Source organism: Pantoea sp. XAF26B01_ASV70, assembly GCF_054512635.1.
In genome coordinates, this window is record NZ_CM137251.1 from 2,577,557 (window position 1) to 2,590,387 (window position 12,831).

12 protein-coding genes, 2 pseudogenes and 1 riboswitch are annotated in these 12,831 nt (G+C 58.2%); of the genes and pseudogenes, 8 read left to right on the forward strand and 6 right to left on the reverse strand.

Annotated features, from left to right (window positions below; all coding sequences use genetic code 11):
* Nucleotides 1-13: 13 nt before the first annotated feature.
* Nucleotides 14-1,057: pseudogene (gene umuC / locus ACX8ZY_RS12065) on the reverse strand (translesion error-prone DNA polymerase V subunit UmuC); the annotation flags it as partial.
* Between the two features lie 243 nt (nucleotides 1,058-1,300).
* Here umuC and ACX8ZY_RS12070 point away from each other — a divergent pair.
* The 8 genes from ACX8ZY_RS12070 to crcB all read left to right on the forward strand — a co-directional run bounded on the left by ACX8ZY_RS12070 (nucleotide 1,301) and on the right by crcB (nucleotide 8,170).
* Nucleotides 1,301-2,299, forward strand: a complete 999-nt coding sequence (locus tag ACX8ZY_RS12070) for a YncE family protein (RefSeq protein WP_013199815.1) — start codon at nucleotides 1,301-1,303, stop codon at nucleotides 2,297-2,299.
* Between the two features lie 150 nt (nucleotides 2,300-2,449).
* On the forward strand, nucleotides 2,450-3,610 hold the full coding sequence (locus ACX8ZY_RS12075) for a TDT family transporter (protein ID WP_010260819.1): 1,161 nt from the start codon (nucleotides 2,450-2,452) through the stop codon (nucleotides 3,608-3,610).
* Complete coding sequence (locus tag ACX8ZY_RS12080; protein ID WP_010260817.1) at nucleotides 3,607-4,206, forward strand: uracil-DNA glycosylase; 600 nt, start codon at nucleotides 3,607-3,609, stop codon at nucleotides 4,204-4,206. The genes ACX8ZY_RS12075 and ACX8ZY_RS12080 overlap by 4 nt, the downstream gene beginning before the upstream one ends.
* A gap of 49 nt (nucleotides 4,207-4,255) precedes the next feature.
* Nucleotides 4,256-4,325: riboswitch (Fluoride riboswitch) on the forward strand.
* Between the two features lie 78 nt (nucleotides 4,326-4,403).
* A complete protein-coding gene (locus tag ACX8ZY_RS12085; RefSeq protein WP_010260815.1) occupies nucleotides 4,404-5,312 on the forward strand; it encodes a DHHA2 domain-containing protein in 909 nt (302 codons plus the stop codon).
* A complete protein-coding gene (locus tag ACX8ZY_RS12090) occupies nucleotides 5,309-5,734 on the forward strand; it encodes a universal stress protein (RefSeq protein WP_010260813.1) in 426 nt (141 codons plus the stop codon). The genes ACX8ZY_RS12085 and ACX8ZY_RS12090 overlap by 4 nt, the downstream gene beginning before the upstream one ends.
* Nucleotides 5,735-5,749: 15 nt before the next feature.
* Entirely contained in the window at nucleotides 5,750-7,039 is a 1,290-nt protein-coding gene (eno, locus tag ACX8ZY_RS12095) for a phosphopyruvate hydratase (protein ID WP_010260810.1), read from the forward strand.
* 43 nt (nucleotides 7,040-7,082) lie between these two features.
* Nucleotides 7,083-7,784 (forward strand): 2,3-bisphosphoglycerate-dependent phosphoglycerate mutase, encoded by a 702-nt coding sequence (locus tag ACX8ZY_RS12100; RefSeq protein WP_013199814.1) that lies wholly within the window; start codon nucleotides 7,083-7,085, stop codon nucleotides 7,782-7,784.
* An 11-nt stretch (nucleotides 7,785-7,795) separates the two neighbouring features.
* Nucleotides 7,796-8,170, forward strand: coding sequence for a fluoride efflux transporter CrcB (crcB, locus tag ACX8ZY_RS12105; RefSeq protein ID WP_010260804.1), 375 nt, complete (start codon nucleotides 7,796-7,798; stop codon nucleotides 8,168-8,170).
* A 133-nt stretch (nucleotides 8,171-8,303) separates the two neighbouring features.
* On the opposite strand, the gene ACX8ZY_RS12110 is transcribed toward crcB, so the two are convergent.
* The 5 genes and pseudogenes from ACX8ZY_RS12110 to ACX8ZY_RS12130 form a co-directional block, all read right to left on the reverse strand.
* A complete protein-coding gene (locus ACX8ZY_RS12110) occupies nucleotides 8,304-8,705 on the reverse strand; it encodes a VOC family protein (protein ID WP_010260801.1) in 402 nt (133 codons plus the stop codon).
* A gap of 125 nt (nucleotides 8,706-8,830) precedes the next feature.
* Entirely contained in the window at nucleotides 8,831-10,948 is a 2,118-nt protein-coding gene (locus tag ACX8ZY_RS12115) for a tyrosine-type recombinase/integrase (protein WP_061060476.1), read from the reverse strand.
* Between the two features lies 1 nt (nucleotide 10,949).
* A complete protein-coding gene (locus ACX8ZY_RS12120) occupies nucleotides 10,950-11,933 on the reverse strand; it encodes a tyrosine-type recombinase/integrase (protein ID WP_010260799.1) in 984 nt (327 codons plus the stop codon).
* A gap of 73 nt (nucleotides 11,934-12,006) precedes the next feature.
* Nucleotides 12,007-12,234: pseudogene (locus ACX8ZY_RS12125) on the reverse strand (Y-family DNA polymerase); the annotation flags it as partial.
* Nucleotides 12,234-12,473 (reverse strand): DNA polymerase V, encoded by a 240-nt coding sequence (locus ACX8ZY_RS12130; RefSeq protein ID WP_158131799.1) that lies wholly within the window; start codon nucleotides 12,471-12,473, stop codon nucleotides 12,234-12,236. The gene ACX8ZY_RS12130 and the pseudogene ACX8ZY_RS12125, both read right to left, overlap by 1 nt.
* Nucleotides 12,474-12,831 lie beyond the last annotated feature (358 nt).

Below are 12,831 nucleotides of genomic sequence, written 5' to 3' on the forward strand. Positions count from 1 at the left end.
ATTAATAATCGTCTCAGAGAACACGAGCTTTAGGAATGTCTGACCAGCGTGTGGTCCAGGCAGGGCTGAGCATTTCACGCTTCATTTTCCACTCAGTGTTAATTCCCTGTCCGGCAAACCACACATTTCCCAGTCCTGACTGATTAATGCCGTCCAGTACCTTCATCAGCTGTGCGCTGTTAGCCCGTGGCCGATTATCGTCAAACAGATTTAGCTGGCTTACGCCGTTCGGCGTAAAGTTATCAAGCATGATGCCTGCTTTCATGTATCTGCGACCCTCAAGCCAGATACAATTGAGCGACCGCATCGCAGACTCAATGATGTCCCGCGTATCCTGTGTTGGTAGTGTCAGCTTCTCTCCGGCGCTGTTTCCGTAAAACACCTCACCGCTGGCGTGTGGCGACGTCCGGATAAACACGCCGATGTTGCGGCAGTACTGACATTCCCCTCGCAGCTTTTCCGCTGCGCGTGCAGCGTACTGACACAGCGCCTGCTGCATGGCTGTTTTTGTTGTAATGCGCTCCCCGAAGCTGCGACTGCAGACTATCTGCTGTTTTGCTGGCGGCAGTTCTTCCAGCGGAATACATGACTCACCGTTCAGCTCGCGTACTGTGCGTTCCAGTACCACGGAAAAGTTATCGCGAATGAACTTTGGACGCGCGCGTGACAGCTGCAGGGCGGTTTCGATGCCCATCAGGCTGAGTCGCTTACCGATACGCCGTCCCACACCCCATATTTCCTCAACGGGCTGGTTAGCCAGCAGAGTTTCGGTACGTTTCGGATTACCCGGCGTCAGCGCCAGCACGCCGCGAAACTGCTTCCACTCCTTACTCGCCCACTGGGCCGATTTTGCCAGCGTTTTAGTGGGCCCCATGCCGACACCGACGGTAAGACCCGTTGTGGTAAATACATGCGCGCGCAGGCGACGACCAAAAGCTTCGAAGTCCTCACAGCCGTTAATACCGGTAAGATCCAAAAACATCTCATCAATGCTGTACTGTTCGACGCGTGGTGTTATGTCCTCAAGCGCGGTCATTACTCTCTGGCTGAGGCTGTGATTTATGTGGAATGCAATTTAAACAAAAAAATAAGTTACCATTCCTCTGAAGTTTATTTTCTGAACAGGAATTATTCAGCCTTGAACCACTTCGGTATGCTTACTGGCAGGGAGGAAAGTTGACGGGTGGTAAGACATAGCCGGAAAATCGATTTCCCCGCCGGGATTTAATCTGCCATGCTTATTCTGAAGCCCTCAATCGGGCAATGCGCTTTTATCTTTCACTTTATGCAGGAAGAAATAATGATAAAAAATTACAGAATCCCGGGACTGACCGCGGTGGCATTTCTCCTCATAAGTACCATCGCAGGTGCTGCAGAAGCGCGCTGGACGTTTGACGGCGATATCCACAACAATTCCCTTGCTGTCAGTCCCGATGAAAAAACGGCGGTGGCGTCCTACAGTGAGCGCTCAGACGTGGTGGTCTATGATCTGGCTGCCGGGAAAGTCAGAAAGGTGATGAAGGGCTACGTCACCCCCCGTAATGCACTTTTCTCTCCGGACGGTAAGGCCATATTTCTTTCTGACAGCAGTCTCGGCGTAGTCAAAAAAATCAGCACCGGGACGCTTGACGTGGCGGCCACGCTGCCGCTGGGGCCCGGGGCATTCGGCACGGCCATAAGTCGTGACGGTCAGCGACTGTATGTGAATAACGAGGCCGCCAGCACGCTCTCGGTGTATGACCTTACACATGACCGGCCCATTGCAGTTGTGACGGGTTTTGCCCAGCCCCGTCAGGGCATTAAAATCAGCCCGGACGGCAAAACCGTCTACGTCACCAACTTTAAGGGCGATAAAATTACCCTGGTTGATGCCGTGACGGGCGACATTCGCGGCGAGATAACCGGCTTCAGCAAGCTGCGCGCCATTTCTGTCAGCGCAGACGGCCGCACACTGTACGCGGCTAACAGCGGCAGCAACACAATCGCCGTGGTTGACACGCAAAAGCACGTCATTACGGCAACCATTCCCGTGGGTCAGGACCCTTACGGTGCCGCGCTGACGCCGGATAACCGCTATGTTTACAGCGGCAACCTTGGCGACAACAGCCTCTCCGTTATTGATACCGCCGCCGGTAAGGTGGTGTCCACCGTCACCGGACTGGATGCGCCCCGTCAGGCGATTGTCTTCAACAAGGACGGTACCCGCGCGTGGGTGCTGAATAAAGACCTCAGCATTGCGGTGGTTGACCTGAAAAAGAACCGTGTCATGGCCACGATTAAAAGCCCGCCGCAGACCTGACGCGAAACCTCCCTTACTCCAGCGCAGTGACGATCCTTCGCAAAGTGGGGTGGTTAATCACTTTTATAGATTTATTTTAGCTAAATAACCTGTTTTAAAGATTTACTCTGACATGCCTATAATCTTTCTGTCTACTCAGGAGATTCCGGCATGAACGATAAAATATTCACCCTGCATAACGGTGCGCGTCCGCTGAGCGCGCTGAGCAGCCCGAAAGAGGCCATACGACAGTTCACGCCTAACTGGTTCGCCGCGACCATGGGGACCGGCATCCTGTCGCTGTCTCTGGCGCAGTTCCCCTGGCAGGTTCCGGGATTGCGCCTTGTCGCCGAGGGGCTCTGGATGTTTAACATCCTCCTGTTCAGCGTCTTTGCCGTGATGTATCTGGCCCGCTGGGTGATGTACTTCGGAGAGGCAAAGCGCATTTTCGGCCATTCAACCGTGTCCATGTTCTTCGGCACCATCCCGATGGGCATGGCGACCATCATCAATGGCCTGCTGGCGTTCGGTCTTCCGCGCTGGGGCGCAGACGTTATTCAGGTGGCACACGCCCTGTGGTGGCTGGACGTGGCGATGTCGCTGCTGTGCGGCGTGTGCATTCCCTACATGATGTTTACCCGGCAGCAGCACAGTATTGACCAGATGACTGCCGTCTGGTTACTGCCGGTCGTGGCAGCCGAGGTCGCGGCGGTCAGCGGCGGCCTGCTGGCGCCGCACATTGCTGCCCCACACGCGCAGCTCGGCATCATTATTACCAGCTACGTGCTGTGGGCGTACTCCGTGCCGGTGGCGCTGAGCATCCTCGCCATTCTGCTGCTGCGTATGGCGCTGCACAAGCTACCGCACGAAAGCATGGCGGCCTCAAGCTGGCTGGCGCTGGGTCCGATTGGCACCGGCTCGCTCGGCATGCTGGTCATCGGCGGAGATGCGCCCGGGGTGTTTGCCGCGGCGGGCATGCCGGAAATCGGTCACATCGCGCAGGGCGTGGGGTTCGTTGCCGGCATTCTCTTCTGGGGCTGCGGCCTGTGGTGGATGCTGCTGGCCACGCTGATAACCGTGCGATACTTCCGTGAAGGCATCCCGTTCAACCTTGGATGGTGGGGCTTTACCTTCCCGCTGGGCGTGTACACCGTGGCCACGCTCAAGCTGTCTACCCTGATTGACCTCGCATTCTTTAAAGGCTTCGGTGCGCTTCTTGTCGTCATACTGGCGGCCATGTGGCTGCTTGTCGCGGTGAAAACAGTGCGTGGGGCATGGAGCGGTAAACTGTTTGTTTCTCCCTGTCTGGCAGGCCTGGATCGGAAGCCGTGAGTGAAACCAGCACATCGATGCAGGACTCGTTTTTACGCGAGGAATGCCTCGCGGCAGTCACCGCGCCGCATGTGGCCGCGCTGAATCGCTGGGTCAGCGGCCAGCGTCAGGCCGGTGCAGAACTGCCGTGGTTTGATCCGGCTGACGGCGGGGTTAGGGCCGGACTGCTCGTCCTGCTGCAGTCGCCGGCGCGCAGCAGCCCGTCACCGCGGTTTGTGTCGCGTGATAACCCGGGGCCGGCCCAGCAGAACCTTGGGCGGTTTCTGGCGGAAGCCGGTATTTCGCGTCAGGACAGCGTGCTGTGGAATACGGTGCCCTGGGTCAGTCACGGGCTGCAGAAACGGCCGTCAGCGGCGGACATCCGCAGAGGCTGCGCCTTGCTTGAGGACGTGCTGGCGTATCTGCCCGCGCTGCGCGTGGTGGTGCTGGCCGGTGCCGTAGCGGCTCAGGCCCGCGGGACGGTCAATCATCTGTACCCCGGCGTCCCCGTGTTGACGATGCCGCACCCCAGTCCGCTTTCGCTCTGCACGAGTCCGGCGGTGACGGAAAACATTCGCCGGGTACTCTGCGAGGCACGGGCTGCGCTGGCAGGCTGAGGGCGCCAGCAGAATAATACTGACAGGTTTTGCAACCGGCTCTATACTCATATGACAAGGTGATGGCGTTCCACCTTTCCCAACCGCTCCGTTCCGGAGCTGATGACGCCTGATGCGACTCTTGATTTTCAGGAGGTGCGTCAGGCCGTCCTTACTTTCTTCCCGGCCTGCGTACTTCCCTCTTCGGGGAGAGACCTGTGATACACGTTTTTGGCCACATCAATCCTGACAGCGACGCCATCTGCACGGCCTTCGTCACCGCGCACTGGCTGACCGGGCGCGGCATGGACGCCCGCGCATGGCGTCTTGGCGAAGCTAACCGCGAAACCCATTTTATCTTTGACACCGCCGGACTCACGCTGCCGCCACGGCTTGATATTCCGCTACAGGATGAACGGGTCTGGCTGGTCGATTTCACCGAGCCGGCGCAGGGACCTGACGACCTGCTCCGGAGCAACATCGTGGGGATCACTGACCACCACCGGCTGGGCGGACTGATAACGCAACTGCCGCCGGAGGTACACATACGCCCGCTTGGCAGCAGCGCCACGCTGCTGTGGCTGCTTATGAACGCTGAAGCGCGACGCACGCTGCCCCCGACGCTTGCCATTCTTCTGCTGGGTGCACTCCTGAGCGACACCGTGAATCTTCGCTCGCCCACCACGACCGAAGACGATATCCGTTCGGCTACCGAGCTGGGCGTACTGTCCGGCGTAAACCGCAGAGCCTTCGCCCGTGACCTCCTTACGGCAAAAACTGACGTCAGCGGCCTCAGCGCACAGCTGCTGCTGGACAGGGACCTCAAGGCCTTCGTCATTGCCGGCACTGACGTGCGCATCGCCCAGATTGAGGTCAGCTCCCCGTCACAGGTTGCCACCGTGATGGACGACCTGCTCGCTGCCCTGGCGTATCTGGCAGACCAGTCGGGTGCTGGTTTGGCGGTGCTGATGCTGACCGACATCCGGGCCGGGTTTTCAACGCTTTATTTCGCCGGGCGGGAGAGCGTTAACGCGGCCTCCTGCTCCGTACCGGGTATGCTCAGCCGCAAAAAACAGCTTCTGCCGTGGCTTGAGTCCCGCCTCAACCAGAACGGGAGTTCATTATGACCTGCTACACCCATGCATTGATACTTGTGAACGATAAAGACGACGGCACCCTCCTGCTGAAGCGGGCGGTCGCGCTGGCGCAGCCGCTCGGCATGAAAATCACCCTGGCCCACATCAGCGACGACTACCGGGAAATGAACTACGTGTCCGACAGCCTGATGGACGACGTCGTGTCGGAAGAGGTGCTGAAATCCAAAGCGTTTATGAGCGAGCTGGCGGCCTCCGTGCCTGAGACGGTAGACATGCGGGAGCTGGTGACCATGCGCCGCTTTGAGGACGTGGAGAAGTGCATCGCTGAGCTGGGCGTGGACCTCGTGCTTGCCGGGCACCGAAACCGCTTTATGGGAATGCTGACGTCCCGCTCGGCGGAATACATTAACCACCTCACGGTGGATGTGCTTATCACTCACCTGAATGACTGAACCGGGAGAAACTCTATGCGCTTTACACTGGATAACGTGACCGCCCGTGAAATTCTTGACTCTCGCGGCAACCCCACCGTTGAAGTCGAAGCCCGGACCGTGGACGGAATGATGGCGCGGGCCTCGGTGCCTTCCGGGGCCAGCACCGGCTCGCGCGAGGCCGCTGAGCGCCGCGACGGCGACGTACACCGTTTTGGCGGTAAAGGCGTACTGGATGCTGTCAGGACGGTTAATACGGAAATCTGCGAAGCCTTGCGCGGCAGGGACGTGCGCGAGCAGCGTCAGCTGGATAACATCATGCTGGCGCTGGACGGTACGCAGAGCAAGAGTCGGCTGGGTGCCAATGCCATTCTGGGCGTGTCGCTGGCGGTTGCCCGGCTGGCGGCACAGGCCTCGCACGAGCCGCTCTGGCGCTACCTGGGGGGCCTGCAGGCGAACCTGCTGCCCGTACCGTGCATGAACATTATCAACGGCGGCGTGCACGCCCGCGGTCAGGGCGCGGACTTTCAGGAGTTCATGATAGCGCCACACGGGGCACCCACGCTGCGCGAGGCCGTGCGTCAGGGCAGCGAGGTCTACCAGGCGCTGCGCCAGATCCTGCTGGACAAGAACCTGTCCGCGGCAGTCGGCGACGAAGGCGGTTTTGCGCCCGCCGTATCGTCGAACCGCGACCCGCTGGCGTTTATCGTGCAGGCCATTGAGAAGGCGGGGTACAGGCCCGGAGAAGACATCAGCATCTGCATGGACCCTGCCTCAAGTGAGTTTTTCGCAGACGGAAAATATCATCTGCGCACGGAGGGCAGTGCGCTGAGCGCGGCGGAAATGACGGCGTACTACGGCGAGCTGATGGACCAGTTTCCCGTCATTCTGCTGGAAGACGGCCTGGCAGAAGATGACTGGTCGGGCTGGAAGCATCTGCACCAGCAGCTTGCGGGCAGGGCCGAGCTGGTTGGTGACGACCTGTTTGTCACCAACGTGAAGTACATCCAGCGCGGCATTGACGAAAACCTCGCCAGCGCCGCATTGATTAAACTCAATCAGATAGGCTCGCTTAGCGAAACGCTGGACGCCGTGGCGCTCTGCCAGCGGCACGGGTGGGGCGCGTTCATGTCCCACCGCAGTGGGGAAACGACGGACACATTTCTTGCCGACCTCACGGTAGCCCTGCGCGCGGGACACCTGAAAACCGGTGCGCCGTGCCGCGGCGAACGCGTGGAAAAGTACAACCAGCTGATGCGCATTGAGCAGGCGCTGGGTGAGGACGCTCACTATGCGGGGCTTCATGCGTTTGTGCGCCGCACGTAACAGATCCACCGGACGGCCAGCGGCCGGCACAGGAGCACAGTCTTTGGCACCTTCAACGCTGATTCTCCTGCGCCATGGCGAAAGCCAGTGGAACCGGGAAAACCGTTTTACCGGATGGACAGACGTGCCGCTGACGGACCGGGGGCGGCAGGAGGCTGACCGGGCCGGTGACGTGCTGCGGGACGCGGGCCTGCTGCCCGATCGGGTCTTCACCTCGGTGATGACGCGCTGTGTTCACACGGTCTGGCGGGTGCTGGACCGTCTTGGCCGCAGCTGGACGCCCGTGGACAAACACTGGCGGCTGAACGAGCGGCACTACGGTGCGCTGCAGGGGCTGAACAAGGAAGCGGCTGCCCGGATGATGGGTGCAGAGACCGTCCGGCTCTGGCGCAAAAGCTTCAGCGGCATTCCCCCCGCGGACGCAGGGGCTCCGGCGCAGCTGCGTCGGGACCCGCGCTACAGCCGCGTTGCGCTGGCCGACCTGCCTGCGACGGAAAGCCTGGAAATGACGCTGCGTCGCGTCATGCCCTACTGGCAGCACGCCGTGATGCCGCAGATACTCTGCGGAAGTACCGTTCTGGTCGTGGCGCACGGCAACACGCTGCGCGCCCTGGCCGCCTTCCTGGACGGCATGCCACACGACAGCTTGGCACAGTTGCATATCCCGACCGGCGTGCCGGCCGTATACCAGATGGATGCGGCCGCACAGGTCGTTTCCCGTTATGTTCTGAATATAAAAAAATAAAAGGAGTGAACGTGAATCAGCTTTTTGCTGTCATCACCGGCGGTGCTTTAGGGTGTGTTATCCGCTGGCAGCTGGGCGCGCGCCTGAACGCGCTTTTTCCGGACCTGCCGCCGGGGACGCTGCTGGTCAACCTGCTGGGAGGGTTTATCATCGGAGCGGCGCTGGCGTATTTTCTGCGCCATCCCGGCCTCGATCCGGCCTGGCGGCTGCTCATTACCACCGGGCTGTGTGGCGGAATGACGACCTTCTCCACGTTCTCGGCTGAGGTTTTTGCCCTGCTGCAGTCCGGCAGCTATGCCTGGGCAGCCGCCTCGGTGCTGATACACGTGCTGGGTTCGCTGGCCATGACGGCGGCCGGATTTTATATCATGACGCTGTGTGGTTAACCCGAGGGAGACCTTAGTGCAGTGACCGCTGCACTGAGGTATATTGTTCAGAAGCGCTCTCTGCAGGCCAGACCTGACAGGGTTTACGCTTGTAATGCTTCCCGTACACCTGAGGCGCTGCTGTGAAAGAATTTCAGGCCTGCCTGTTCTGGTAAAGGTCCCAGCGATTGCCGTAGATGTCCTCAAATACGACAACCATTCCGTATTCTTCCTCCCGTGGCTCCTGAAAGAAGTGGACGCCTTTTGCCTTCATAGCATTGTAGTCGCGCCAGAAGTCGTCGGTCTGCAGGAACAGAAAAACCCGTCCGCCGCACTGATTGCCGATAAAGCCTTCCTGCCGGTCGTTCGACGCGCGGGCAAGAAGAATAGCACAGTCGCTGTCAGGGGCCGGCGTCACCACGACCCAGCGCTTACCCGGCTGCGGCGTGTCTTCAATGAGGGTAAAGCCCAGCTTATCGGTGTAGTACTCAATTGCACGATCGTAGTCATCGACCACGACCGCCACGTATCCCATACATCGCTTCTGTTTTCTCATCTGCTGCTCCATCAGTTACGGCATTACGCCCGTTATAATCAGCTTTATATCAAATACGGCGTTCAGTTATCTGTACTGATTCTGCACTGATACCCTCAGACCTGACATTGTAAGCATCTGAGCAGTCAGGATTGTGGGCCCAATCTTGTAAGAGCCTGCTCAACCTTTTCAGCATCCTGCTCCAGTATGGCTCTCTCATCGGGAGTGAGCGGGACCTCTTCGAGGTAACGCCGGATGGATGCTTTACTCTCCAGTATCAGCCCGCGCGCGCTATCCTTCAGCAGGTTAAAATCGCAGCCGATGCAGGCCATCCGGTGCGGGCAACTGCTCCAGAAGGGGTTCGTACAGTATGAGTCGCCCAGATCGTAGTAGGTCGCGGGCCCGGACAGGCTGGCGGCTTCAGGATCGTGGTCAACCAGCACGCTTATCATATGAGCGACCCTGTCGGCTTTGACGAACGAGGCAGCCAGCTGAGTCGGGCGGATGCGAAGATAGTGCATTGTAGACTGGGGCGTTGAATGGCCCGTCCACTGCATCAGTTCGTACAGCGACATGCCCTGCGGTACGCTCGCCAGCGCGGTCACGGCTGAGGCCCGCCCCCGGTGGCTGGTTATCATTCCGCCACTGTCTTCACAAGGCACGCCCGCTCTTGCGCATAGCATCGGTATCACGGTGCGGTTGAGGATAGCGCTGCCGGCAGGCTTACCCCGGTACTGAAACAGAAGCCGGACTTTCTCACCGGTTCGCTCGTCAGCGAGCAAAGCCTGTTCTGCCGGACGCTCATCCAGCCATATGTCGACGTATTTTTTCACCACGGCCGCCACCGGTTTAACAAAGGCTTTTGAGGTTTTTCCGGCAGGGATATGCAGGTAACACAGGGTTCCTGCCGGGATGATACTTCCGTCGTCCTTCACGATATCGTCCGCCTGCGGCGCGATGCACCCGGTTGTCAGGCGGAGCAGTTCGTTCTTTCTTACCCCCGCATGGGTCCAGATGACGGCCATTGCCTGCAGCATGGCCAGTGGATAATGTATTTCAGTGAGCAGATCTTCCTGACGCAGATTGAGGCTGGCCCAGATGAGCTTCAGCCAGACCGGATCGTCAATAACACGGGGATTGACGCCGCGACGGAACAGCGGCGTATCCGGTGTGGAAAGATGGCGGGCAGGGCTGAAGTGCAGGCGCCCCCAGCCCCAGTTTTCGTAATCAATCATAAAACGGCGCAGAGAATAGATAAAATGCGCCCTGGAATGCGGCATCATGGGCTCGCCGGAGCGCACCGATTTGCCGGTGCCCCTTTCCGTGCCCAGCTGAAGCTCATCCACGTTCATCCGGCCTACCGCCGCAATGAAGCTGGCGCAGGTTTCCATTGTCCAGTCTGCCGGTTCCCGAACCTCCGGATGCTCCTTTTTCAGCCAGAGGCCGCAGCGCAGAATAAAGCTGTACTGGCTTTCACGGGTGCGCGGCCTGAGCACCGACGTTTCCCGCCAGCGCCGGCACCAGTGCACCCAGGCCGGATCGACGCCTTCGACCGGCTTTTCGTACCATTTTTTATAGTTTCGCATCCTCACCGGGGCGCTGATAATCCCCAGTGCGGCAAGTGCATGTGAAACGCGGCCGACGTAACGGGATATTCCCTTGTCTGTCCCGCTCTGGGCGCGCCAGAGGAGTTCAGGCGTAAACGTTTCAAGCCGGGGATCCCTGTTCATGATCATCAGTGTTGCCAGTATACCCGAGACATGATTTTTCTGGCTGGTCGGGGCATAACCCAGCGACGTCAGCGTATCAGTCAGCCGGTCCAGCTCCTGGTGATAAAAAGCCTGGCCGAAGATGGCAGAAGCATAGAGCGCGGGTTTACGTATATCAGGCAGGCTGAGCGGGTCATGCAAATCAGCCAGATGCCAGGCAAAAGCGGCCATTAACGGACGGCCCTCCCTGACTTCCCGGCACAGCGTCAGCCAGCGTTCCTGCGGCCAGCACCAGCAGGGCATGCCGTCTGCATGCATTTCGCGCAGCAATCCGGCTATCACCAGCCCCGTGATTTTGCTGCCGCATCCGCTTCCGGCGGCAATGTCCATCAGCGGCCTGATGAGGTCCGGCACCGGCTTCGTTCGCAGCATACGGGACCGGCTGTGAGCGCTGCTCAGTGCCGTCCGTTCAGCGAGGGTCAGTGACGCCTCAAGCCGGTATTCAGTCATGTCGAACGGATGCCGGCTGTTTTCAATCGGTGTGTGTGGGCTCATGTTATTTCTCTGTTCTGAAAATGAGGTTCGCCATCCTGATATCTGCCGTTTCAATCGCGCCAGCCATCCGGGCAGCCAGGTCCCTGCCAGAAAGATGAATATAAATCTGTGTTGTGGTCAGGTCGCGGTGTCCTGCATAGGTGGCAAGTTCGTGCAACTTCCAGCCCGCGCGGGCAAGGTGTGTGAGTCGCAGGTGCCGGAAGGTATGGGTTGAGATGTCCGGCATCCCAGACTCAAGCGCCCATTTCCGTACCGTTTTGCTCCAGGTCCAGAATGAAAGCGGCCCGCCCTGATTACGATCGGACTCAGAACGGAACAGGGCACCTCTTACGATTCCGGTCCGCTTCATCTGCATAAGGTGCGCGGCCAGCACTGGCACTACTGCCGGGCTGTAACAGACAATTCGTTCACGCCGGCTCTTGGTGGTTTCTGCCCGGATGCGGATGAGCCGGTGAGCAAAGTCGAAGTCGTCAATACTTAGCGAGGTAATTTCAGACCGACGCAGCGCGCCGTAATAGGTTAATGCCAGCATCAGGCGGTCACGCAGTGGGGAAGCGGCGGCATGATAAAGAAAACACTGCCACTGCGCATCGTCAGGAATGCGCGGCAGCTTTACAACGCGGGGAACCAGTCCCCGGCCGGAACTCAGCATGCCGGGCGTGCCGGATCGGGGCAGCGGATTGACCGTGCAAAGATCCAGGTACATGAGAAAGTCATACCAGAGGCGGATCGCCGACAGGCGAAGCTGGAGCGTGGCGCTGGCCGCGGAAAAAGGCATCCCGGGTAACTGAGGACTAATATAGGCAGCCAGGTCTTCAAACCGCGCCTTTTCAGGTTTAATTCCGTTCTGGCTGCAGAACGCAAAGTAATGACGGAGGGCATTGCGGTAGGCTGTTAGCGTGGCCTGCGCCCGCCCCAGATCGGATAACAGTTGCAGCCAGCGCTCTGCCAGCAACAGAACGTGTTCACTCGGTGGAATCAGCATTGCATTCTCCTCTGACAACAGCTTTGCTGTTCAAAGTTTACTCAATCAATGTTGCATTCCACGTAACTTACTAAAGTGCATAGTTCGAACTAAAGATATGGACGCCATGCTTTCTGAATTCGTCTTTAAGCTTGAAGTAAGGCGCTCCCATCGGCACCTGCAACTTTTTTGCTTCTGCAGAACGTGCAATCACACACCCATCGTTATTCGACAGGACTACCACTGGTTTACCGCGTAAGTCAGGACGAAAGATCGTTTCGCAACTCGCATAGAACGAGTTCACATCAACTAGGGCGAACATCACATGCCGCCGTTCGGATTGAACACCTGAAACACACGTTCATCACCGTCTGTAGGAGAAATATCATGGAACGTGGTCGTATGTGTCTCTATCCACTTGTTCGCAGAGTTGAGAGTGTAATGCCAGTTCATCCGACCAAGTTCTTTCACAAAGTCGAGTGTGCTGATAGTGAATCGACCTTCAGCATCGCGCTTAATCGCTTGCCTGAAGGCCATCATAATTTCGTAGTCGCGTGGCATTATAACCCCCGTATAATTACTGTATAAATAAACAGCATTATCAATCATTGGATTTGATCAAGCCGAAGCGGGACTCAAAATTGTAAAGTTGCTGAGGATGTCGAGGATGTTGAGGCTAAGTGGTTAAGTGGTTAAGTGGTTAAGTGGTTAAGTGGTTAAGTGGTTAAGTGGTTAAGTGGTTAAGTGGTTAAGTGGTTAAGTCTGGCGCAACTGATCTTAAATTTTTCATCCGCAGCCTGCAAAGAAAGGCGCGGTCTATGCCTGCCCCGTCGCCGGGGCTTTTTTGAATGCTGTTCAGGTCTGCCTTGAGCGAAAAGTAGACATATGAAACGCATATATCATCGAATCACAATCATGA